This is a genomic window from Patulibacter sp. SYSU D01012 (assembly GCF_017916475.1).
Taxonomy (GTDB): Bacteria; Actinomycetota; Thermoleophilia; order Solirubrobacterales; family Solirubrobacteraceae; genus Patulibacter.
This window is the reverse complement of sequence record NZ_JAFMTB010000003.1, coordinates 175,022-197,768: the sequence shown is the minus strand read 5'-3', so window position 1 is coordinate 197,768 and position 22,747 is coordinate 175,022. Positions and strand designations below refer to the sequence as shown.

The following is a 22,747-nucleotide window of genomic DNA, read 5'->3' as shown; positions in this document are numbered from 1 at the left end:
GGTCGCCCGCGCCGGCCGGGCGACCGGGCGCCGTCCGGCCAGTCCGCTACAGGCGCGGACTCGGGTGCCGATCACCACCCCACGACCGCGTCCGCGTACACCCCTCCGAGGCACCCATGAAGCTCCCGCCCGTACGCAGCCTCCGCACCCGGATGCTGCTGCTCTTCCTTCCGCCGATCGTCGTGGCGATCGCGCTGCTCACGTTCCTCGCGATCTCGCGCGCGACCGACCAGGAGCGCCAGTCGCGCTACGCCCAGATCGCCGAGACGGCGAACGTGCAGGCGAAGGAGTTCGACGCCTCCGCCGCGCAGAGCATGATGATCCCCCGCTCGATGGCCGCCGCGATGGAGAGCGACATCGCCCGCGGCCGCCAGGCCGTCGTCGACATGGTGCTGCGGTTCTACCACCGCAACCCCGGCATCCTCGGCACGTACGTCGGCTACGTGCCCAACGGCTTCGACGGGGACGACGCGGCGCACCGCAACGAGCGCGGCAGCGACGCGAAGGGCCGCTTCGGCCCGTACTGGTCGACGCTGACGCCGCCGTTCCAGCTGTCCGTGCTGTCGGGCCAGGAGAAGAGCGCCTACTGGACCCTGCCGCGCGACACCCGCAAGCCCGTCGTGATCGAGCCGTACCCGTGGGACGGCCGCCTGATCACGAGCTACACCGTCCCGATCATCCGGGGCGGCCGCTTCGTCGGCATCGCGGGCGCCGACCGCTCGCTCGGCGAGATCGACGGCAAGATCGGCAAGGTGCGCCTGCTCGACACCGGCTACGGCATGCTCGTCAGCCGCACCGGCATCTTCGTCGCCGCCCCGCAGAAGAAGCTGCTGGGCACGAAGCTCGGCACGCTCGCGAAGAAGCAGGACAACGCTGTGCTGGCCCGCGTGGCCCGCGACGTGGCCGCCGGCCGCGGCGGCCAGGCCGAGACGACCGATCCGTTCACCGGCAAGGACGTCGTCCTGAGCTGGGCGCCGGTGCGCACCGGCGACTGGGGCTTCATCGCCTCGGTGCCGGTCGACGAGGTCCTCGCCCCCGTGCACCGCCTGCGCACGACGCTGCTCGTGATCGGCATCGTCCTGCTGCTCGTCATGGGCGGCATCGTCACCCTGATCGCCCGCAGCCTGACCCGCCCGATCACCGAGCTGACCGACGCCGCCGAGCGGGTGGCCGACGGCGACGTCGACGTGGAGCTGCGCGACGGCAGCCAGGACGAGGTCGGCCGCATGGGCGCCGCGTTCGGCCGCACCGTCGACTACCTGCGCGAGAAGGCGGACGCGGCCGAGCGGGTGGCGGCCGGCGACCTGACCGTCGAGGTGGAGCCGCGGTCCGACCGCGACCTGCTGGGCCGGGCGTTCCGCAAGCTGGTCGGCGACCTGCGCGAGACCGTCGGTCAGGTGTCCCGCTCCGCCGGGTCCGTGTCGGCGGCGTCGGCGCAGATGGCGTCGACGGCGACCGAGACGGGCAAGGCCGTCGAGGAGATCGCCACCGCCACGACCGAGGTCGCGATGGGCGCCGAGCGCCAGGTCACGATGGTCGAGTCCACCCGTGACGCCGTCACCGAGGCGACCCGCGCCGCCCAGGTCGGCGCCGCGTCCGCCCAGGAGACCGCGGCGGCCGCCGACGACGCCCGCGGCATCGCCCGCGACGGCGTGCGCGCCGCCGCCGAGGCCACCGACGCGATGCGGCTGGTGGCCGGATCGTCCGAGGAGGTCGGCGCCGCGATGGCCGAGCTGGCCGAGAAGTCGGAGCGGATCGGCGGGATCGTCGGCACGATCACCGGCATCGCCGAGCAGACCAACCTGCTGGCGCTGAACGCCGCCATCGAGGCCGCCCGCGCCGGCGAGCAGGGCCGCGGCTTCGCGGTGGTCGCCGAGGAGGTCCGCAAGCTGGCCGAGGAGTCGCAGGAGGCCGCGGCCGAGATCTCCGAGCTGATCGCCACGATGCAGCGCGACACGGGCCGCGTGTCCGGCGTCGTCGCCGACAGCGTGCGCCACACGACGGACGGCGTCGAGGTCGTCGAGCAGACCCGCGCGGCCTTCGAGCGCATCGACGCCGCGGTCTCCGACGTGACCGCGAAGGTGGACCAGATCACCGCCGCGATCGACCAGGTCACGAGCGAGGCGGAGCGCGCCGGCACCGAGATCGGCGGCGTCGCGTCCGTCGCCCAGGACTCCGCCGCGTCCGCGCAGCAGGTGTCCGCGTCGACGCAGCAGACGAGCGCGTCGACGCAGGAGATCTCCGCGTCCGCGCAGGAGCTCGCCGCCACCGCCGAGGAGCTCGAGCGGCTCGTCGGCACCTTCCGGCTGACGGCGTAGGAGCCGCCCCCGGGGGCCGCCGGATCCGCTTCGGGTCGGCGGTCCCCCGGGCGCGCGGCTGCAGGTGCCCCCGCCCGCGGCGGGATCCGGCATCCTGTGGCCCCGTGAAGCGTGTGGTCCTCCTCGCGGTCGCGGCGCTCCTCGCCACGATCACGACCGGCTGCGGCGGGATCGCCGTGGGCGGCCCGGCCGCGGCGGGCGGCGACGCCCCCGCCGCCCAGCGGACGCCGCTGCAGGCGCTCAACGGCCCCGAGGCGGTCGCGCCGCTCGCGGTGCCGCTGCAGCTGCGCCCGCGCGCCGCGGGCGCGCCGCCGATGCGCACCCCGCTGAAGAAGCTGCCCCGCGCCGGCCTGGTGGCCGACCTGGACACCGGCGAGATCCTGTGGTCCCACGCGGCGACGCGCGACCTGCCGATCGCCAGCGTCACGAAGCTGATGACCGGCCTGATCGTCGCCGCGCAGGCGCGGCCGACCGAGCGGGTGCGGATCAGCCGGAAGGCCGTGGCGGCGCAGGGCTCGCGCGTGGGCCTGCTGCCCCTGTACAAGAAGGTGCAGCTCGAGACGATGCTCTACGGCCTGATGCTGCCGTCGGGCAACGACGCGGCGATCGCCCTCGCCGAGCACGTGGCCGGCGACGTGGACGACTTCGTCGCGCTCATGAACGCCCAGGCGCGCGCGCTCGGGCTGACGTGCACCCGCTTCGGCTCGCCCAGCGGGTTCGAGGAGGTCCGCTTCCAGCGCCAGGCGCAGAACCGCTCCTGCGCGACCGACCTGGCCGTCCTGGCCCGCGCGGTGCTCGACCGCCCGCGGCTGGCGAGGATCGTGCGCACGACGGACGCCGTGCGGCCCTTCCCGATCAAGGGCGGCCGCCTGTACCTGCACAACCACAACCCACTGCTGCGCGACCGCTACCCGGGGACGCTCGGCCTGAAGACCGGCTACACGGACGCCGCCGGGCGCACGTTCGTCGGCGCGGCGCAGCGCGGCGGACGCCGCCTGGTCGTCGTGCTGCTGCACACGCCGGACATCGGGCGCCAGGCCGAGGCCCTGCTGAACGCGGGCTTCCGCGCCCTCGGCGTGCCGACGCGCTGAGGCCGGCCCGCGCCGCCGGGTCAGGCGGCGGGCGGCAGCGTCGCGCCCGTCGCCTGCTCGGCGTACCCGCGCATCAGCCGCAGGGCGGTGCCGCGGTCGACGAGCGGGTCGCGGGCGACGATCCGGTAGCCCAGGTAGTCCTCCATCGACATCAGCGTCATCGCCACGTCGACCGCCGGGGCCGCGAGCGCGAAGGCACCCGCGTCCGCCCCGCCCGCCACGACCTGCGCGTAGACCGCGACCTGCCGGTGGTAGATGCCGCCGACGGCGGCGTGCCGGTCCAGCTCGAAGCCGGCCGCCAGGACGGCCCGCCAGATCGCGCGCCACTCGGCGTCCTCGGGCCCGAGCGGCAGCCCGGCCTCGATCACCCGGGCGAGCTGCTCGGCCGGGTCGTCGATCGCCGCGACGAGGGCCAGGCGCTCGTCGCGGAAGCGCACGTCGGAGCGCAGCGCCAGCTCGGTGACGAGCGCCTCCACGTCCTTGAAGTAGTACCGGACGGCGTTCGCCGTCAGGCCCAGCTCGGCGGCGACGTCGCCCATGCGCAGCGCCGCCACGTCGTGGCGCTCGAGCAGGGCGATCGCGGCCCCGAGGATGTCTTCTCGCCGTTCTGCTCGTCGGCTGGGTCGGGCCACCGGGCGCTCCCGCGGATCGTGCTCGACGGGCCGCCGAGCCTACCGACGACTTGCGCGCGGGCGCCGCGTGTGATTCTTTTCACACAATGAAAAGAACGTCGGACGGCCCGGTGCGGGCCCGCGACCTGGGTCTCGCCGTCGGCGGCCACGCCCCCGGTCCCGCGAACGCGATCACCGACGTGCCCGGCGTGCGCGTCGGGCACGCCACGCTCGAGGACCAGGACGCCGGCGTCCACACGGGCGTCACCGTGGTCGTCCCCCACGACGACATCTGGACGTCGCCGGTCTTCGCCGGCGCGCACCGCCTGAACGGCAGCGGCGAGATGACCGGCCTGGAGTGGGTGCGGGAGGCGGGCGAGCTGACGTCGGCCATCGGCCTGACGAACACGCACAGCGTGGGCGTCGTCCGCGACGAGCTCGTCCGCGAGCAGGTGCGCCGGCGCGGCGAGGGACCGTGGTGGTCGCTGCCGGTCGTCGCCGAGACCTACGACGGCCTGCTGAACGACATCAACGGCCACCACGTGCAGGCCCACCACGTGCGCCAGGCGCTCGCCGCGGCCGCGGGCGGGCCGGTGGCCGAGGGCAACGTCGGCGGCGGCACCGGCATGATCTGCCACGGCTTCAAGGGCGGGATCGGCACGTCGTCGCGCGTGCTGCCCGTCGCCGGGGGCGCCTACACCGTCGGGGTGCTCGTGCAGGCCAACCACGGCCGCCGGGAGCGGCTGCAGATCTCCGGCGTCCCCGTCGGCGCGGCGATCCCGGCGACCGCGGTCCCCGTCCCCGCCGCCCCGGCCGGCTACGAGGAGGGCTCGGGGTCGATCATCGCGATCGTGGCGACCGACGCGCCGCTGCTGCCGCACCAGTGCACGCGCCTGGCCCAGCGCGCCGCCCTCGCCGTCGCGCGGGTCGGCGGCACCGGCGAGCAGTACAGCGGCGACCTGATGCTGGCGTTCTCCACCGGCAACCGCGGCCTGCCGCCGTACGGCTGGGACGAGGACCCGGCGACGCCGCGGCCCGAGCTGCCCGTGCGGATGGTGGCGCCCCAGCTGATGACGGCGCTGTTCGACCTCGTCGTCGACGCGGGCGAGGAGGCGATCGTCAACGCGCTCGTCGCCGCCGAGACCATGACCGGGCGCGCCGGCGTGACCGCGCACGCCCTCGACCACGCGCGGCTGCTCCGGGCCGTGCGTCCCACCTCCGAGAGGGAGCACCATGCCTGAGTCCGCCGTCCCCGCCGCGTCCGCCGCGGCCGTCCCGGTCGCGCCGAGCGGCGCGACCGACGAGCCGGGCCGGGACGCCGCCCGGCTGCAGGGCCGGCTGGGGCCCGTCGCCATCGTCTTCATGGTCGTCGCCGCCGCGGCGCCGCTGACCGTCATCGGCGGGAACATGCCGCTCGCGATGGGCCTGGGCAACGGCGCGGGCGCGCCGATGGGCTTCGTCCTGGCGGCGGCCGTCCTCGGCGTCTTCAGCGTCGGCTTCGTCACGATGACGCCCTACGTCCGCGAGGCCGGGGCGTTCTTCTCGTACGTCACCCTCGGCCTGGGCGAGCGCGCCGGGCGGGGCGCCGCGGCGGTGGCCCTCATCGCGTACACGGCCATCCAGGTCGGGATCTACGGCTACGTCGGCTGGGCGATCGACGACACCGTCGGCTTCTACGGCGGCCCGGACGTGCCGTGGCCGGTCTACGCGTTCGTCGTCCTGGCGATCGTCGCCGTGCTCGGCTACCGGCACATCGACCTGAGCGCCAAGGTGCTCGGCGTCGCGCTGGCGCTCGAGATCGGCATCGTCGTGCTGCTCGACGTCGTCATCGTCGCCGACCCCGGCCCCGCCGGCCTGACCGCCACGTCGTTCGCCCCCGGGACGTTCACCGACGGCTCGCTCGGCGTGGCGATGCTCTTCGCCCTGACCGGCTTCATCGGCTTCGAGGCCACCGCCGTCTTCCGCGACGAGGCGCGCGACCCGCAGCGCACCGTCCCCCGGGCGACGTACGCCGCGGTGCTGATCATCGGCGGCTTCTACGCGCTCACCTGCTGGGCGTTCGTCGTCGCCCTCGGGCCCGACCAGGTCGCCCGCGTCGCCCAGCGGACGCTCGACGGCGGGGGCAACATGCTGCTCGACACGACGGACGACAAGCTCGGCCGGGTCGGCCGCGACGCGGTCAACGTCCTGCTGATCACGAGCCTGTTCGCGTGCGTCCTGTCGTTCCACAACGTCATCGCCCGCTACCAGTTCGTGCTGGCGCGCAAGGGCCTGATGCCCCGTCGGCTCGCCACGGTCCACGGGCGGCACGCGTCGCCGTCGCGCTCGTCGCTCGTGCAGACCGCCACGGCCGCCACGATCGTCCTGGTGCTCGCCGTCCTGGGGATCGACCCGCTCGTGGGCGTCTTCGGCTCGATGGCCGGGGTGGCGACGGTCGGGATGGTGCTGCTGATGCTGACGACGTCCGTCGCCGTGGTCGCGTTCTTCGCGCGGCGCCGGGACGCCGTCGCGGGCCGCTGGTGGGCGTGCCGGGTGGCGCCCGTCGTCGCGTGCCTGGCGCTCGTGCTGAGCATGTGGCTCGTGCTGTCGAAGTTCACGCTGGTGACGGGCGGCAGCACCCTGCTGAGCGTCGTGCTCGCCGCCGTGCCCTTCTGCGGCCTAGCGCTCGGCGCGTTCCTGCCGCGGCGGGGCGCCGCGCCGGACCGGCCGGCGGCGTAGGCCGGGGCGGCGGCGGGCCGGCCGAGCGCCGGCGGGCGGGGCGACGGCGGGCGGGCCGACCGGCGGCGGCGGAGCAGCACGGACGGCGCGGTGGACGCCCCTCCGCCGTCCCGCCTCAGTCGCCGCCGGTGTCCAGCCGCACGTCGGCGGCGTCCTGCACCTCGGCGCGCATGTTGGCCTCCATCATGCGCAGCGACGCCGCCGCCAGCTCGGGGTCGATGTGGGCCACGGCGTCCCGGGGCACGACGACCTGGAAGTGCCGGATGTAGGCGTCGAGCGCGGAGTAGAGGATGCACTGCTCCGTGACCTGTCCGACCATGATCAGGCGGCCGATCCCGTTCGTCTCCAGGAAGTACTCGAGCGGGGACCCGTAGAAGATCGAGTGGCGCGCCTTGAAGACGAACGGCGCGTCCTCGGCGGGCAGGATCGGGTCGAGGAGCTCGTCGTGCCCGCCGCTCCGCGCCTCGGCGATCAGCTCGTCGCGGCGCGAGCCCCACATGCCGTGGTTGTCGTTGACGTGCACGACCTGGACGCCCTCGGCCCGCGCGCGCTCCAGCAGGTCGGCGATCACGGGCACGACGGTCTCGGCGCTCCTGCGCAGCGGCTCGCCGTCCGGGTGGTCGTACGAGTTGATCATGTCGATGACGAGCAGCGCGGTGCGGTCGCCGCGGCCGATCGGCATCCGGGGGTCGTCGTCGGACTGGGGAGCCATGCCGCCCCCGGTGCCCCCGCCGGGGCCGCGCGTAACGCCGTGCGCGCGACGGCGTCCGCGGCGGCGCCGCCCCCGGGCGCGGCCCGGATGGTGCACGCTGCAACCATTACGGGGATGCCCCCGCCCGCCGCACCAGCACCCCCGGCCGACGCCCCGATGGACCGCCGCCTGGTGCTGCTGCTGGCGATCACCTGCGGCACGGCGGTCGCAAACATCTACTACGTCCAGCCGCTGCTGGACACCGTCGCGGCGGCGCTCGGCGTCGGCACCGGCACGGCCGGCCTGCTCGTCACCGCCAGCCAGGTCGGCTACTGCGCCGGCCTGGCGCTGCTCGTCCCGCTCGGCGACCTCGTCGAGCGGCGCCGCCTGATCGTCACGCTGCTGCTGCTCGCCGCGCTCGCGCAGGCCGTCAGCGCCGCTGCTCCGGCGTTCGCCGTCCTGGCGGCGGGGCTGCTGCTGGCCGGGGTGTGCTCCGTCGCCGCCCAGGTCGTCGTGCCGATGGCCTCCGCGATGGCCGCGCCGCACGAGCGGGGGCGGATCGTCGGCACGGTGATGAGCGGCCTGCTCATCGGCATCCTGCTGGCGCGCACGCTGAGCGGCCTGCTGGCCGAGGTCGGCGGCTGGCGCCTGGTCTTCGCCGTCGCCGCCGGGGTGATGCTGGTGCTCGCGGCCGTCCTGCGCCGCCGGCTGCCCGAGGCGCCGCCGACGGCCGGCGGCTCGTACGGCGGGATCCTGCGCTCCGTCCTGGAGCTCGTGCGCGCGGAGCCGGTGCTGCGCCAGCGGATGTGGCTCGGCGCGCTGTCAATGGGCGGCTTCAGCATCCTGTGGACGGCGGTGGCGTTCCTGCTCGCCGGCGAGCACTACGGGTACGGCGACGGCGTGATCGGCCTGTTCGGCCTGGCGGGGCTGGCCGGCGCGGCGATGGCCCCGGTCGCGGGCCGCCTGGCCGACGCGGGCCACGGGCGCCTGGCGCAGACGATCGCCCTGGCCGCGCTGCCCGTCTCGTGGGGCCTGCTCGCGCTCGGCGGCACGTCGCTCGCCGCGCTGCTCGTCGGGATCGTCGTCCTGGACTTCGCCGTCCAGGGCACCCAGATCGTCAACCAGAGCACGATCTACGCGCTGCGCCCCGAGGCCCGCAGCCGCGTCACGACGGCGTACATGGTGGCCTACTTCCTGGGCGGCGTCGCGGGATCGTCCGCGGCCTCGGCGGTCTACGCGGCCGGCGGCTGGGGCGCGGCCTGCGCGCTCGGCGCCGGCGTCGCGCTCGTGGGGCTGGCCTCGTGGCTGGCGTTCGCGCGGCGGCCGGACGCCGCCGGCGAGCCGGCAGGGCGCTGAGGGGGCGCCGGCGCGACGGGGCGTCGCGCACGGCGACGCGTCGCGCGGCGGACGCGGTCGCGGTCCGGGGTCGCCCGCTCAGTCCAGGTGCCCGGCGGCGCGCAGCCACGCCGCCGTCCGGGCCATGCCTTCGTCCAGGTCGACCGCCGGCGCGTACCCGAGCGTCGCGCGGGCCCGGGCGATGGAGTACGTGCCGGTGCGGGCCAGGTAGCGCATCGAGATCGCGTTGACCTCGCTCCGCCGGCCCCGCGCGCGGTTGACCGCGTCGGCCGCGCCAGCCAGCGCCACGCCGACGGGCGTCGGCACCCCGAGCGGCCCGCGGCGGCCGAGCAGCCGGTACAGGTGCCCGAAGTACTCGCGGCAGGCGACGCCGCGCGGACCCGCGAGGGTGAAGACGCCGCCGGCCGCCGCGGGGTGCGCCGCGGCGAGCACCAGCCCCGCGACGAGGTCGTCGACGTAGACCGGGCTGAAGACCCCCCGCCCCCACGCCGGCAGCACGAACTGCCGCGCCCGGATCGCCTGCAGCGGCAGCAGCACCCACGGGCGCGACCCGGGGCCGTAGACGTCGCCGGGCCGCACCACGACCGCCTCGGCCTCGCCGGCCGCGTGCGCCTGGAGCACCACCTGCTCGCTCGCGATCTTCGTGTCGACGTACGGGTTGCCGTCCGGCCGCACCGGGTGGTCCTCGGTCACGCCGTCGGGGAAGCCGCGGTCGCCGAACGCCCGCACGGAGGAGAGGTGCACCAGCCGCCGCACGCCGGCGTCGCGCGCGGCCTCGACGACGCGCCGGGTGCCCAGGACGTTCACGCGCCACTGGCCGTCGGCGTCCACCGCGTTCGAGACGACCGCGGCGGTGTGGATCAGCACGTCGCAGCCGACCGCGTGGCGGCGCCAGCCCGCGGGGGCCGTCGTGTCGCCCGCCACGACGCCGCGCGCGGGGTCGGCGACCCGGTCGACGCCCACGACCTGCGCGCCGCGGGCACGCAGCGCGTCGGTCACCGCGCGACCGATGAAGCCCAGCGCGCCGGTCACCAGGACGCGCGACGGCGCCGCCCCGTCAGGCACTGTGGCCGTCCGGGCCCCGCCCGGCCGCGCGGTCCCGCCGCCACGCGCGCTGCCGGCGGTGGGCCATCCGCACGATCAGCGGCAGCCCCCGCGCCGCGACGTCGGGCATGGCGGCGTAGAGCCGCGCCTCGACCCCGCGCCGACGCGGCACCACCCGGACCGTGCGCGGGCGGTCGAGCAGCTCCTCGGCGGCGGCGGCGACCTGCTCGGGCTGCAGCATCACGCCGGACCACGACGGCCACGCGGACGGATCGTCCACGCGGTCCCACAGCATCGGCGTCCAGATGCCGTCGGGGCACAGGCAGCTGATCCGCACCCCGCGCTCGCCGCGGGCGACGAGATCGAGCTGGGTGCCGACCGAGAACGCCAGCGCCGCGTGCTTCGTGGCGCCGTAGAGCGTCTCGTCCGGCGCCGGCACGATCCCGGCGAGCGAGATCACGTTGACGATGCGGCCCGCTCCGCGCGGACGGAACGCCTCGAGCGCCGCGGTCGTGCCGTTGATCAGCCCGTGGACGTTGACGTCGAACAGCCGCCGTCGGGTCGCCTCGTCCGCCGCCCACCCGGGGCCGGTGACGAGGATCCCGGCGTTGTTCACCCAGACGGCCAGCTCGGGCAGCTCGCGGACGAGCGCGCGCACCGCGTCCGCGTCGACGACGTCCAGCCGGCGGGCCGTCCCGCCGATGCGCGCGGCCGTGGCCTGCGCGCCCGGCAGGTCGACGTCCGCCACGACGACGTCGAGCCCGCGCGCCGCCAGCCGCGCGGCGATCGCGGCGCCCAGGCCGTGCGCCGCGCCCGTGACGACCGCCGTGCCGCGCCGCGGCCCGCCGACGCGCGTCACGCCGCCACCCTCTCGCGGCCGCCGACGGGCACGGGGGCCCCGCGCCCGGGGGTCCGCCGCCGGGTGCGCTCGCGCCGCAGCCCGCGCAGGTAGTCGTAGAAGTCCACCTGGATCGTGTGCCGCTTCGACGCGACGTAGCGGCGGGCCATCCGCCGGTCGTCCCGCGCGATCGCGCGCCGCATCGCGCGCGGCGACGGCAGCCGGCAGTCGCCGGCCAGCAGGTCGGCGATCCACCACGCCTGCGCCTCGGCGAGCGGCATGACCGCGCCGATCGGCTGCAGCAGCCCGACGAAGAACAGCGTCGGGTGGTCCGGCGGCACGACGCGGCGGTACAGGTCGACGTGGTTGTCGCGCGTGGACACGACGGACTCCTCCAGGAACGGGAACGTGATCCGGTAGCCCGTGCAGCAGACGACCAGGTCGATCTGCTCCTCGCTGCCGTCGGCGAAGCGGACCGTGCGGCCGCCGGGGAACGCCGCGATCGTCGGCTTGACCCCGATGTCGCCGTGGCCGACGCGGCCGAGCAGCTCGGAGGAGATCGTCGGGTGCGCCTGGAACATCTTGTGGTCGGGCTGCGGCAGGCCGTAGTCGGTCATTCGCCCCTGCACCACGCGGAGCAAGGCCGTCGCGCCCAGCCGCTGCACCGCCAGCGGCACCGGCATCCGGCTCGCCAGCCCGGACTGGATCTCGTCCATCGGGCGGCCGAGGACGTACTTCGGCACGACGTACGCGCCGCGGCGCATCGCCAGGAACGTGGCGTCGGCGGTGCGCGAGGACTCGACCGCGATGTCGGTCGCGGAGTTGCCGATGCCCAGGACGAGCACCCGCTTGCCCTCGAGCACGTCCGGGGTGTCGTACGCGTGCGCGTGCAGCAGCTCGCCGGCGTAGTCCTCCTGCCCGGGGAACGCCGGCTCGGGCCAGCGCGGGTCCCAGTGGTGGCCGTTGGCGACGATCACCGCGCGGTACCGCGTCGTCGTCTCCTCCCCGCCGTCGACGGGACGCGTCGTGACGTCCCACGCGTCGCCCGGGGCGGGACGGACCGTCAGCACCTCGGTGCGGAAGCGGATGCGCTCGCGTAGCCCGAAGCGGTCGACGAACGCGTCGAAGTACGCCGCGATCTGGAAGTGCGACGGGAAGTCCGGCAGGTCGTCCGGCATCGGGAACGCCCGGAACTCCATGAGCCGCCGCGACGTGTTGATGTGCAGCGAGCGGTACGCCGCGGACTGGCCGTTGTCGTTGCGGTAGCGCCAGTTGCCGCCGACCTGCGAGCCCTTCTCGTAGACGTCGAACGGAAGGCCGCGGGCCGCGAGGACCTGCGCGGCCGCGATGCCGGCCGACCCCGCGCCGATCACGCAGACGCGGCCCGTCATCCGGCGTCCTCGACGGACCAGGCGATGCCGAAGTCCGCCAGCCCGTCGAGCGTCGCGCGCGGGTCGAACGCCTGGGCCGGGGCGAGCCCGCCCCGGCGGTCGTAGGCGGGGTCCGCCAGGCGCTGCGCGCCGTCGGCGATCAGGCGCGCCGTCAGGCCGTAGACGTCGGGGCCGCGGACCGTGCCGCGGCGCACGCGCCCGTCCTCGCCCTCGGCCCGCGCGACGATGGTCCAGCGTGCCGCGCGCCGCGCCTGCTCGGTCGGCCCCTCGGGCAGCCGGTCGATCGCGCGGTCGAGCAGGCGGGTGAGCGGCGTGCGCAGCAGCAGGCTCAGCGCCGGCGCCAGGACGGGGAGCGCGCCGGCGAGCGCCGGCGGGGCGACCGAGACGGTCGAGATCCGCGCGGCGACCTCGCGCGTGGCGACGTGGCGCGGGACCGTGGCGACCTCGCCGCTGGGGTAGCGCGCCACCCTCCGGCGCCCGACGCCGCCCGGGAAGACGATCGACGCGCGCGTGGGCCGGCGGCCGCCGCGCCGCCACCGGCCGTCCTCGTAGGCGACGTCGCGCCCGTCGAGCATCTCCAGGGCCGAGCGCTGCGTGCCGCGCGTCATCCCGAAGCCGTCCACGTGGTAGCCGACCTCGAGACGCCGCAGCGGGGCGATCGGGGCACCGACGAGGTGGCACAGCAGGTCGCCGGGCAGGTAGTCGAAGCCCATGCCGGGCACCGCGGCCACGCCGGCGGCCCGCAGGGCGGGGTCGTGATCGTCGAGCACGCGGCGGATCCACGCCTGCTCGCCCGTCGTGTCGAGGTAGTGGGCACGTGCGGCGATCGCCGCGCCGAGCACCGGATCGCCCGTGCGCACGAAGGGGCCGGCGCAGTTGGCGAGCACCGGCGCCGACGACGCCACGCGGCGCAGCGCGGCGGGGTCGTCGAGCGCCGCCGGGACGGTGCGGACGTCGGCGCCGGGCAGCGCGTCGACCACGGCGGCCAGGCGTTGCGGACTGCGGCCGGACGCGACGACCGGCACGCCGCGGCGCGCCAGCTCGGCGCAGACGAGCCGCCCGGTGTAGCCGGTGGCGCCGTAGACGACGACGGGCGCGGCGGTCACGGGCCGTCCTGCGGGGCGGGCATGGCGCCACCCTACGGTCGGCCCGAGCGGCCGCGCCTGTGCTCGTCCCACCGCCCCGCGACGGGCCGGTGGGGCGCGGCCACAGCGTCAGTCGTCGAGCAGGCGCACGCCGATCGCGCCCGCGAACGCGCCGGCGGCCGCGAGCACGTCCGACCACGCCATCCCCACACCCCGCAGCCGCTCGATGTCGCGGATGCCGTCCAGGGTGCAGCCGCGCATGGTGGTGCGGACGAAGCGCGCCCCGGTCAGGTCCACCTCGGTCAGGTCGCAGCGCTCGAACGCGACGTCCTCGGCCCGCAGGTCCTGCAGGGCGCTGCCCGCGAGGGAGCAGTCGGCGAAGACGACGCGCCGCAGGCGGGCGCCGGCGAGCGCCGCCAGGTCCACGCGGCACTCGCGCAGCACGACGTCCTGCAGCGACGCGTCGGTGAGCGCCAGGCCCGTCAGCCGCAGGCGGTCCAGGCTGGTGCGGCGCAGCGACGCGCCGCGCAGGTCGGCGTTCGCCAGGCTGCCGCCGCGCAGCGCCACGTCGAGCAGCGTGAGCATCGGCATCCGCGCGCCCGTCAGGTCGACGCCCTCGCCGCGGGCCGTCTCGATCGTGACGCCGCGCGCCTCGGTTCCCGCCGCGTCGCCCCAGGGCAGCGTGGCCTCGGCGTAGCGCTCGTCGTGGCGGGGCGCGTCGGCGTCGCGCTCCAGCGGCGGCAGGTCGGCCGGCACGCGCGGCGCGTCGGGGTCGCGGGGCAGGTGGGCGGACGGGGCGGCCATGGCGCGATCGTCGCAACCCGGGCGCGCGACCGCGGGCGGCGGGGCCGGCTGCTACCCGGGCCGGACGGCGTCCAGCCCGGCGCGCAGGAAGACGCGGGCCGCGTCCATCGTGCCGGGACCGGGACCGGGGGCGTCCGAGACGACGCGCGCCCGCAGGTCGAGGAGCGTGCCCATCGCCGCGGCCGCGAACACCGCCGGCCCCGGCGCGCCGGCCGACACGCCCAGGCTGTCGGCGGCCGCCTCGCGCAGCGCGTCCTGCAGCGGCGCGAAGAACCGCGTCTCGAGGGCGCGCAGGACGGGGTCGCCGAAGACCGCGCGCAGCATCAGCAGCCGCAGCTCGTGATCGCCCTCGACCGCGCCCGACTCGCCCTCCGCGAACATCCAGGCCCACATCCGGTCGACGACGTCCCCGTCGCCCTCGCGGAGCGCGCGCGTGGCCCGCTCGATCGTCCCGGCCATCCCCGTGAAGAGGATGTCGTCCTTCACCGGGAACCACACGGACACGGTTCGCGGGGCGACGTCCGCCCGCTCCGCGATCCGCGCGATGGTCGCGTGGGCGTAGCCGTGCTCGATCGTCAGCTCGGCGGCCGCGCGGATGATCGCGGTGCGCGTCCGGCGGCTGTTGCGCTCGCGGCGGCTCATCTCGGTCCCCACCGGCCGAGCGTACCAGCGCCGCTGCATCCCGCTGAAAACTCGCAACGTCATGCAACAATGCGGAAGGTCGCAGCTTCCTTGTGGCTTCTCCTGCTCCCTCCCTCCTCGCTCCCATGGCTCACTTCCTGCACCGGATCGGTGCCTTCTCCGTGCGGCACCGACGTGCCGTGATCGGCGGCTGGCTGCTGCTGCTCGTCCTCGTCGGCGCGCTCGCGATGGCGGTCCGCGAGCCGTTCACCGACCAGTTCAAGATCCCCGGCACCGCGTCGCAGCGGGCGAGCGAGCGGATCGAGCAGAAGCTGCCGGGCACGAACGCCGACGCCGCCGCGGGCCGCGTGGTGTTCGCCGCGCCGAAGGGCGAGCGGCTGACGGACGGGACCGCGAAGGCCGCCGTGGCGGCGTCCGTGAAGGCCCTCGGGGGCGCGCCCGACGTCGCCTCCGCGTCCGACCCGTTCGCGACCGGCGCGGTGTCGAAGGACGGCCGGATCGCGTACTCGAGCCTGCAGTTCGCCGTCGAGGAGCGCGAGATCGAGGCCGCGACGACGGACGCGATCGATCACGCGACCGGCCCCGCCGCGAGGGCCGGGCTGCAGGTGGAGTACGGCGGCGCGGCGGCGGCCGCGGAGAGCGATCCGCCGATCGGCGAGGCGGTCGGCGTCGTCATGGCGCTCATCGTCCTGAGCGTCACCTTCGGCTCGCTACTGGCGGCGGGCGCCCCGCTGATCACCGCGTTCATCGCCGTCGGCTTCGGTGCGCTCGCGGTGCTCGTGGCGAGCGGGGTGACCGACGTCGGCTCGACGACGATCACGCTCGCGACGATGCTCGGCCTGGCCGTCGGCGTGGACTACACGCTGTTCATCCTCTCCCGCCACCGGACGCAGGTCTTCGACGGGATGGACCGGGACGCGTCGATCGCGCACGCCGTCGGCACGGCCGGCAGCGCCGTGGTCTTCGCCGGCTCGACGGTGATCATCGCCCTCGTCGCCCTCGTCGTGACGGGCATCCCGTTCCTGATCCAGATGGGCCTGGCCGCCGCGCTGACCATCGCCGTGGCCGTGCTGCTCAGCCTGACGTTCGTCCCCGCCGTCATGGCGATGGCCGGCGACCGGATCACGAAGGGCAAGAACTTCAGCGTCCAGCTCGCGCCGCCGGACCGGAAGCCCACGATGGGCACCCGCTGGATCGGCTTCGTCATGCGCCACCGCGTCGCGTCGCTCGTGACGGTCGTCGTCGTGCTGCTCGGCCTGGCGATCCCGGCGACCGGCATGCGCCTGGGCCTGCCCGACGACGGCTCGTCGAACCCCGACACGACGGAGCGCAAGGCGTACGACCTGCTGACCGCGGGCTTCGGCCCCGGCTTCAACGGCCCGCTGATCGTGGCCGCCGACGTGCCGCAGGACCGCGCGCAGCAGGCCGCGAAGGCGATGGCGACGCGGCTGGGGGGCATGGAGGACGTCGCCGCCGTGACGCCCGCGCGGCTCAACCGCGAGAAGGACTTCGCGATCGTGCAGCTGACGCCCACCAGCTCGCCGTCCTCGCAGGCGACGGAGGACCTCGTCACGGGGATCCGCGACGACGCCGGCGCGATCGAGCGCCAGACGGGGGCGAGGATCTACGTCGCCGGCCAGACCGCGGCGAACATCGACGTGTCCGAGAAGATGGCGAGCGCGCTGCCGCCGTACCTCGTGGTCGTCGTGGGCCTGGCGCTCCTGCTGCTGATGCTGGCGTTCCGCTCGATCCTGGTGCCGGTCACGGCGATCGGCGGCTTCCTGCTGACCATCCTGGCGTCGTTCGGCGCGGTCGTCGCCGTGTTCCAGGAGGGCTTCCTGGCGAGCCTGTTCGGCGTCGCGACCGAGGCCCCGATCATCAGCCTGCTGCCGGTGCTGATCATCGGGATCGTCTTCGGCCTGGCGATGGACTACCAGGTGTTCCTGGTGTCCCGCATGCGCGAGGACTACGTGCACGGCGAGGCGCCGCTGGACGCGGTGCGCGACGGCTTCCGCCACGGAGCGCGCGTCGTCACCGCGGCCGCGCTGATCATGATCTCGGTCTTCGCGGGCTTCATCCTGCCCGACGACCCGATCATCAAGTCGATCGGCTTCGCCTTCGCGCTCGGCATCCTGCTGGACGCGTTCCTCGTGCGCATGACGCTGATCCCGGCGCTCATGGCGCTCCTGGGGACGAAGGCGTGGTGGCTGCCGCGCTGGCTCGACCGACTGCTGCCGAACATCGACATCGAGGGCACCACGCTGGACCGGCACGACCCGCGGGACGGCAGGGCCGCGGCGTCGGCGGGCAGCCCGGCCGACTGAGGCCCCTCGCCCGCGCTCCGGGCGGGGGGGGCGCGGGCGTTCGTCCGCCCCCTCCCCGGCGGCATCCCCGACCCGTCCGTCCGTCCGCGCGGGCGCGGCCCGGCCGGGGGTCCGTCCCCCGCACCCGTCACCCTTCCCCCGACCATCGAGCACGGAAGGACCCCCATGGCGGGATCGTTGTTGGACCGAACCTGGAAGCTGCACGGCGACGGCACCCGCGTGGAGCCCGGCCGCGTCGTACGACCAGACGAGCGGCTGCGGACGCCGAACATGCTGGGCCTGGGCGTCCAGCACGTCCTGGCGATGTTCGGCTCGACCGCGCTCGTGCCGGTCCTGACCGGCTTCCCCGTCTCGACGACGATCTTCTTCTCGGGCATCGGGACGCTGCTGTTCGTCCTGATGACGCGCAACCGGGTGCCGTCCTACACCGGGTCGAGCTTCGCGTTCATCGCTCCCGTCGTGGCGGCGAAGGCCGACGGCGGCCTGCCCGTCGCGCTCGGCGGCATCTTCGTCGCCGGCGCGGTGGTGTTCCTCATCGGCCTGCTCGTCGACCGGATCGGGACGAAGCCGCTCGAGTGGCTGCTGCCGCCGGCGGTCACGGGCTCGATCGTCGCGCTCATCGGCCTGAACCTGGCCCCGACCGCGAAGGACCAGTTCACCCAGCAGGCCGGGGTCGCGCTCGTCACGCTGGTGGCGATCGTCGTCATCGGCGTCGCGTTCCGCGGCTTCGTCTCCAGCCTGTCGGTGTTCCTGGGCGTCGTCGTCGGCTACGTCTTCGCCGCGATCCTCGGCAAGGTCGACTGGTCCGGCGTGCACGACGCCGCGTGGGTGGGCCTGCCGGACTTCGCGACGCCGGAGTTCCAGTGGCGCGCGATCCTGCTGATCGTCCCCGCCGTGGTGCTGGTGCTGCTCGCCGAGAACGCGGGGCACGTGAAGACCGTCGGGGCGATGACCGAGCGCGACATGGACGGCGACATCGGCCGGTCGTTCATGGGCGACGGCGCCGCGACGATGGTCTCCGGCCTGTTCGGCGGCTCGGCGACGACGACGTACGGCGAGAACATCGGCGTGATGGGCCTGACGCGCGTGTACTCGACGCTCGCGTACGTCATCGCGGGCGTGGCGGCGATCGCGCTGGGCCTGCTGCCGAAGTTCGGGGCGATCATCGCCGCGATCCCGATCGGCGTCCTCGGCGGCGCGGTCACCGTCCTCTTCGGTCTGATCGCCGTCCTCGGCGCGCGCGTGTGGATCGACGCGCAGGTCGACTTCCGCGACCCGGTCAACCTGATCACCGCCGCCGTGGCGATCATCGTCGGCGCCGGCAACTACACGCTGAACTGGGGCGACTACTCCTTCGCGGGCATCGCCCTGGGCACCGTCGCCGCGATCGTCACCTACCGCGTGCTGCGGCTCGTGCAGCACCGCGACCACGTGCCGCCGACGGAGGGCCTGCCCGCCGTCGCGCCGGCCGACGCGATCGCCCCGCTGCCGGACGGCGAGGCCGCCGGAGCGGACGCCCGCCGGGCGTAGGGCGCCGCACCGGCCGGGGCGGCGCGGCCGGTGCGGCCGGCCGCGCCCCTCGGCGGACGAGGCGTCCGCGGGCCGGGCCCGGGACGCCGCGCCCGCCGGCGGCCGTTCAGCGCGCCAGGTCCTTCAGCGACATCAGCCGCCCCGCCAGCACCGTGGCGGCGACCGTGGTGGCGAGGATGGTGCTCGCCAGCGCGTTGACCTTCGAGTCCAGGCCCGTGCGGAGGCTGCCGAAGATCACGACGGGCACCGTCTGGTCGCCGCCGTTGACGTAGAGGCTGATGATGAACTCGTCGGCCGACCACGCCAGGGCCAGGAGCGTCACGCCCACCACGACCGGGGCGAGCAGCGGCAGCAGGACGCGGAAGAACGTCTCGATCCCGCCCGCCCCCAGGTCGCGCGCCGCCTCGAGCATGGACACGTCCAGCCGCGACAGCCGCGCGCTCATCACGCCGACGACGAGCGGCAGGGTGATGAGCAGGTGCCCCACGATGACCGTGCCCAGCGACATGTCGATCTTCGCCCGGCTGAAGAACGACAGCAGCGCCACGGCGATGAACAGGCCGGGGACGAGGAGCGGCAGCGAGAAGAGCGCCGCGAACGCCGCCGCCACCCGCGGCGCCAGCCGCATCAGCGCGTAGGACGCGGTCGTCCCGATGACCACCGCGAGCGTCGCCGTGACGGCCGCCGCGATCGCGCTGTTGCGCAGCGCGCCGGTGTACTCGGGCTGGGAGAAGATCTCCTGGTACCAGCGCAGGCTGAAGCCCTCGAACGGCGGCGCCGTCGACGTGCCCGCGTTGAACGAGAAGAGCACGACGATCGCGATGGGCAGGAACAGGAACGCCAGGATCGCGCCCACGAGGATCCAGGACCCGACGGTGCCGCGCCTCATCGGAGCACCTTCCCGCCGACCCAGCGCACCAGGGCGATGATCGACAGCGTCACGACCAGCGCGGTGAAGGCGAGGGCCGAGCCGCGGGGCAGGTTGAAGTCCGCGTTCAGCGTGTCGGTGACGATGACGCCGAGCATGGTGCCGTTGGCCCCGCCGATCAGCTGCGGGACGAGGTAGTCGCCCGTCGCGGTGAGGAACGTGAGCGCCCAGGCGAAGAAGACGCCGGGCCAGGCCAGCGGCAGGGTGACCCGCCGGAACGTCGTCCACGTGCCGCAGCCCAGGTCGCGGGCGGCCTCGATCTCGCGGTCGCGGATGTTCTGCATCGCGCCGTAGATCGGCAGGATCGCGATCGGGACGAGGAAGTTGGCGAGGACGACGATCGCCGCGCCGCGGTTGAACAGCAGGAACGACAGCGGCTCGTCGATCAGACCGAGCCGCGCGAGGCTCTCGTTGATGACGCCGCGCTCGCCCAGGATCGTCCGCCACGCGTAGATGCGCACGAGGTAGCCCGAGAAGAGGGCGACGACGACGCAGAACAGCAGCGGCTCCTGCCAGCGGCTCAGCCGGAACCGCAGGGCGTGGGCGAAGGCGAACGCGATGACGGTGGCCAGGACGGACGCCCCCATCGCGATCTTCAGCGTGTTGAGCAGGAGCCGCCGGTAGGCGTCCTCCGTGACGACCCGCTTGTAGCTGTCGAGGTTCCACTCCGCCACGACCTCGTACGCCCGCAGACGCCAGAACGAGTACAGGAAGAGGACCGCGAAGGGGACGATCAGGAAGACGACGACGAACGCGCTCGCTGGCCCGAGCTGGAGCCCGAGCAGCAGGCGCGAGCGCCACCGGGCGGCGCCGGCGGGCGAGCGCTCGGGCCGCGCGCGCGTGGCGGGCGGGGCGGCGGACGGCGCGCTCATGCGGGCCGATCCCCGGGCAGCACGGTGACGTCGCGCGCGGCGAAGCAGGCGACGACGTCGGCGCCCTCCGTCACCGCGGCGGCCGCCACGCGGTCGAGCTCGACGGTCAGCACGGTGTCGCCCGCGACGCGCACGAGGCAGCGCACGCGGTTGCCGAGGAAGACCCGGCGCTCGAGCACGCCGGGCAGGCCGTTCTCGGCGGACTCGACCGGGGCGGTCCGCAGCGCGATCCGCTCGGGCCGGAGCGACAGGACGACCGGCCCCGCGGCGATCTCGGGGCCCGGCCGGCGCACGACCACGCGCCCCGCGGCCGTCTCGACCACGGCCCGCTCCCCGGATCCGGGATCGAGCCGGCCCTCGACGTGGTTGACCTCGCCCACGAAGTCGGACACGAAGACGCTGTTCGGCCGGTCGTACACGTCCTCGGGCGACCCGCCCTGCACGATGTGCCCGCCGTGCATCAGCACGATGCGGTCCGACATCGTCAGCGCCTCCTCCTGGTCGTGCGTGACGTAGATGAACGTCGTGCCGAGCTGCTCCTGGATGCGGCGCAGCTCGAGCTGCATCGTCTTGCGCAGCTTCAGGTCCAGCGCCGCGAGCGGCTCGTCGAGCAGCAGCACCTCGGGGCGCCCCACGATGGCGCGGGCCAGCGCGACGCGCTGGCTCTGGCCGCCGGAGAGCTTCGTCACCGCGCGGTCCTCGGCGCCCTCGAGCCGGACGAGCGCGAGCGCCTCGCGCACCCGCTCCGCCCGCTCCGCCTTCGGCACGCGTGCGACGACGAGCGGGAAGGCGACGTTCTCGAACACGCTCTGGTGCGGGAACAGGGCGTAGCTCTGGAAGACGGTGTTGACGTTGCGCTTGTTCGGGGGCAGGCCATCGACGGTCTCGCCGTGGATCCGGACGCTGCCGGCGTCGGCGTGCTCGAAGCCGCCGATGATGCGCAGCAGCGTCGTCTTGCCGCAGCCGGACGGGCCGAGCAGCGAGGTGAAGGATCCCCGGGCCACGTGGAGCGTGCAGCCGTCGAGCGCGGGGGCGCCCCCGAAGCTCTTGCGGATGCCCTCGACGACCACCGCGTCGTCGGGCCCCTCGACCGACGGCGGGGTCCGCGGGGGTGCGTCCTGCATCGAGGTCGCCATCACGCCGCCGCGATCCGCGCCCACGCGTCGTTCCAGTCCGTCGGCGTCGTGTAGCCCTTGTCCAGCGGCGGGAAGACGTTCAGCGGCGCGTTGCCCGAGCCGATGTCGCCCTTGTACCCGTACAGGTCGCGGTTGGCCTTCGGCACCTTCTGGACCGCGTCGGCGCTCACCGTGCCGCTGGCGGACACCTTGACGAGCTCGACCTGCCGGGTCGGATCGAGCAGGTCGTTCAGGAAGGCGTAGGCGGTGTCGCGGTTGGGCGCGTCCTTGCCCATGACGTAGGTGTCGACCCACGTCGCCGCCCCCTCCTTCGGGATGATCGAGCGCGCCTCGTCGCCGCCCTTCTGCGCGACGAGCCCGGGCAGGCCGAACCACGTCCCCGCGCCGGTGACCCACACGTCCCCGCGCGCCAGCAGCGTCGCCATGTCCTCGGAGTCGCCGCTGATCGTGCGGACCTGCGTCTTCTTCAGCTTGATGACGAACTCGGTCGTCTCGTCGAGCTGCTGCTTCGTCAGCGTCGCCATGTCGTACCCGAGCACGCGCGGCCAGATCTCGAAGGTCGTGATCGGGCCGTCGGGCAGGAGGACGCGGCCCTTCAGCTCCGGCCGCAGCAGGTCCTTCCAGGACGTCGGCGCGCGCTTCATGCGGGTGGCGTTGTAGACCATGGCGTCGTAGCCCCACGCGACCGGGACGGCGTAGGCCTTGCCGCCGACCGACCCGCTCGTCTTCATCGCGCGCGTCATCGCGGGCAGCAGGCCGGCCAGGTTGGGCAGCTTGCTCGTGTCGAGCGGTTCGAGCAGGCCCGCCGCGACGAGCTGCTCGACGTACGCGATGTTCGGCGTCATGAGGTCGGTCTTGCCGACCCCGCCCGCCTTCATCCGCGCGAAGATCTCCTCGTTCGTCGCGAGGCTGGCGTTCTTGACGGTGACGCCCTTCGCGCGGCGGAACGCCGCGGTGACCGTCGGGTTGACGTACGTGTTCCAGGCCAGCGTGTTGAGGGTGCCGCCCACGCCGCCCGCACCCCCGGCGGACGACGATCCGCCGCAGGCGGCGAGCGCCTGCGTGCCCAGGCCTGCCGCGATCGCGGTCCCCCCGAGGCGCGCCAGGAACCGCCGGCGATCCATGCCCGATGCGTTGGTCACTGCTCTTCTCCCGTTTCGATCGGGCGACACGCTCCGTCCGCCCTCCTGTAATCGATAACATAGCGTTGCGGCTCGCTCGCGGGGCATATTTTCGGCCAATTCGCCCGGTCGGCGGCGCTCCACCTGTCGAAACACCGTTCAGGCCTCCCCGAAGACCTGTAACGTTTCAGGAATGAGCGTGTCACCAGACCCTCCGCCACGTCCCGGGCGGCCGACCGTGCAGGAC

General features: G+C 74.8%; 19 protein-coding genes. 7 read left to right on the top strand and 12 right to left on the bottom strand.

From position 1 onward, the window contains the following. Nucleotides 1-116: 116 nt before the first annotated feature. Both J3P29_RS16840 and J3P29_RS16835 read left to right on the top strand, forming a co-directional pair. Nucleotides 117-2,318 carry a methyl-accepting chemotaxis protein gene (locus tag J3P29_RS16840; protein WP_210495351.1) on the top strand — a complete coding sequence of 734 codons (2,202 nt, stop codon included), beginning with the start codon at nt 117-119 and terminating at the stop codon, nt 2,316-2,318. 104 nt (nt 2,319-2,422) lie between these two features. Further along, nucleotides 2,423-3,409 (top strand): D-alanyl-D-alanine carboxypeptidase family protein, encoded by a 987-nt coding sequence (locus J3P29_RS16835; protein ID WP_210495349.1) that lies wholly within the window; start codon nt 2,423-2,425, stop codon nt 3,407-3,409. 20 nt (nt 3,410-3,429) lie between these two features. On the opposite strand, the gene J3P29_RS16830 is transcribed toward J3P29_RS16835, so the two are convergent. After that, nucleotides 3,430-4,041 carry a TetR family transcriptional regulator gene (locus J3P29_RS16830; RefSeq protein ID WP_210495348.1) on the bottom strand — a complete coding sequence of 204 codons (612 nt, stop codon included), beginning with the start codon at nt 4,039-4,041 and terminating at the stop codon, nt 3,430-3,432. A gap of 110 nt (nt 4,042-4,151) precedes the next feature. Here J3P29_RS16830 and J3P29_RS16825 point away from each other — a divergent pair, with 110 nt between their 5' ends. Both J3P29_RS16825 and J3P29_RS16820 read left to right on the top strand, forming a co-directional pair. Continuing rightward, nucleotides 4,152-5,261, top strand: a complete 1,110-nt coding sequence (locus J3P29_RS16825) for a P1 family peptidase (RefSeq protein ID WP_349239889.1) — start codon at nt 4,152-4,154, stop codon at nt 5,259-5,261. After that, entirely contained in the window at nt 5,254-6,738 is a 1,485-nt protein-coding gene (locus J3P29_RS16820; RefSeq protein WP_210495345.1) for an APC family permease, read from the top strand. The genes J3P29_RS16825 and J3P29_RS16820 overlap by 8 nt, the downstream gene beginning before the upstream one ends. A 115-nt stretch (nt 6,739-6,853) precedes the next feature. On the opposite strand, the gene J3P29_RS16815 is transcribed toward J3P29_RS16820, so the two are convergent. Next, complete coding sequence (locus J3P29_RS16815) at nt 6,854-7,450, bottom strand: isochorismatase family cysteine hydrolase (RefSeq protein ID WP_246852265.1); 597 nt, start codon at nt 7,448-7,450, stop codon at nt 6,854-6,856. A 114-nt stretch (nt 7,451-7,564) separates the two neighbouring features. Between J3P29_RS16815 and J3P29_RS16810 the strand changes: the two genes are divergently transcribed. Next, complete coding sequence (locus J3P29_RS16810; protein WP_210495343.1) at nt 7,565-8,785, top strand: MFS transporter; 1,221 nt, start codon at nt 7,565-7,567, stop codon at nt 8,783-8,785. Between the two features lie 78 nt (nt 8,786-8,863). On the opposite strand, the gene J3P29_RS16805 is transcribed toward J3P29_RS16810, so the two are convergent. The 6 genes from J3P29_RS16805 to J3P29_RS16780 all read right to left on the bottom strand — a co-directional run bounded on the left by J3P29_RS16805 (nt 8,864) and on the right by J3P29_RS16780 (nt 14,601). Then, entirely contained in the window at nt 8,864-9,817 is a 954-nt protein-coding gene (locus J3P29_RS16805; RefSeq protein ID WP_349239881.1) for an NAD-dependent epimerase/dehydratase family protein, read from the bottom strand. 25 nt (nt 9,818-9,842) lie between these two features. Next, nucleotides 9,843-10,688: an SDR family oxidoreductase gene (locus tag J3P29_RS16800; RefSeq protein ID WP_210495341.1), complete on the bottom strand. Its 846-nt coding sequence runs from the start codon at nt 10,686-10,688 to the stop codon at nt 9,843-9,845. Then, on the bottom strand, nt 10,685-12,058 hold the full coding sequence (locus J3P29_RS16795; RefSeq protein WP_210495339.1) for an NAD(P)-binding domain-containing protein: 1,374 nt from the start codon (nt 12,056-12,058) through the stop codon (nt 10,685-10,687). The genes J3P29_RS16800 and J3P29_RS16795 overlap by 4 nt, the downstream gene beginning before the upstream one ends. Further along, nucleotides 12,055-13,164, bottom strand: coding sequence for a saccharopine dehydrogenase NADP-binding domain-containing protein (locus J3P29_RS16790; protein WP_210495338.1), 1,110 nt, complete (start codon nt 13,162-13,164; stop codon nt 12,055-12,057). The genes J3P29_RS16795 and J3P29_RS16790 overlap by 4 nt, the downstream gene beginning before the upstream one ends. A gap of 108 nt (nt 13,165-13,272) precedes the next feature. Beyond that, nucleotides 13,273-13,947 carry a pentapeptide repeat-containing protein gene (locus tag J3P29_RS16785; RefSeq protein WP_210495336.1) on the bottom strand — a complete coding sequence of 225 codons (675 nt, stop codon included), beginning with the start codon at nt 13,945-13,947 and terminating at the stop codon, nt 13,273-13,275. Between the two features lie 51 nt (nt 13,948-13,998). Further along, nucleotides 13,999-14,601 carry a TetR/AcrR family transcriptional regulator gene (locus J3P29_RS16780; protein ID WP_210495334.1) on the bottom strand — a complete coding sequence of 201 codons (603 nt, stop codon included), beginning with the start codon at nt 14,599-14,601 and terminating at the stop codon, nt 13,999-14,001. A gap of 113 nt (nt 14,602-14,714) precedes the next feature. Here J3P29_RS16780 and J3P29_RS16775 point away from each other — a divergent pair, with 113 nt between their 5' ends. Both J3P29_RS16775 and J3P29_RS16770 read left to right on the top strand, forming a co-directional pair. Then, complete coding sequence (locus J3P29_RS16775; protein ID WP_210495333.1) at nt 14,715-16,913, top strand: MMPL family transporter; 2,199 nt, start codon at nt 14,715-14,717, stop codon at nt 16,911-16,913. A 180-nt stretch (nt 16,914-17,093) separates the two neighbouring features. Further along, nucleotides 17,094-18,443, top strand: a complete 1,350-nt coding sequence (locus J3P29_RS16770) for a solute carrier family 23 protein (protein WP_210495331.1) — start codon at nt 17,094-17,096, stop codon at nt 18,441-18,443. Nucleotides 18,444-18,549: 106 nt separating this feature from the next. On the opposite strand, the gene J3P29_RS16765 is transcribed toward J3P29_RS16770, so the two are convergent. The 4 genes from J3P29_RS16765 to J3P29_RS16750 are packed head-to-tail and all read right to left on the bottom strand — an operon-like array spanning nt 18,550 to nt 22,503. Continuing rightward, nucleotides 18,550-19,332, bottom strand: coding sequence for an ABC transporter permease (locus tag J3P29_RS16765; RefSeq protein ID WP_210495330.1), 783 nt, complete (start codon nt 19,330-19,332; stop codon nt 18,550-18,552). After that, nucleotides 19,329-20,243, bottom strand: coding sequence for an ABC transporter permease (locus J3P29_RS16760; RefSeq protein ID WP_210495329.1), 915 nt, complete (start codon nt 20,241-20,243; stop codon nt 19,329-19,331). The genes J3P29_RS16765 and J3P29_RS16760 overlap by 4 nt, the downstream gene beginning before the upstream one ends. Then, nucleotides 20,240-21,367, bottom strand: a complete 1,128-nt coding sequence (locus J3P29_RS16755) for an ABC transporter ATP-binding protein (protein WP_210495328.1) — start codon at nt 21,365-21,367, stop codon at nt 20,240-20,242. Before J3P29_RS16755 ends, J3P29_RS16760 begins: the two co-directional genes overlap by 4 nt. 11 nt (nt 21,368-21,378) lie before the next feature. Further along, a complete protein-coding gene (locus tag J3P29_RS16750) occupies nt 21,379-22,503 on the bottom strand; it encodes a spermidine/putrescine ABC transporter substrate-binding protein (RefSeq protein ID WP_210495326.1) in 1,125 nt (374 codons plus the stop codon). Between the last annotated feature and the right edge of the window lie 244 nt (nt 22,504-22,747).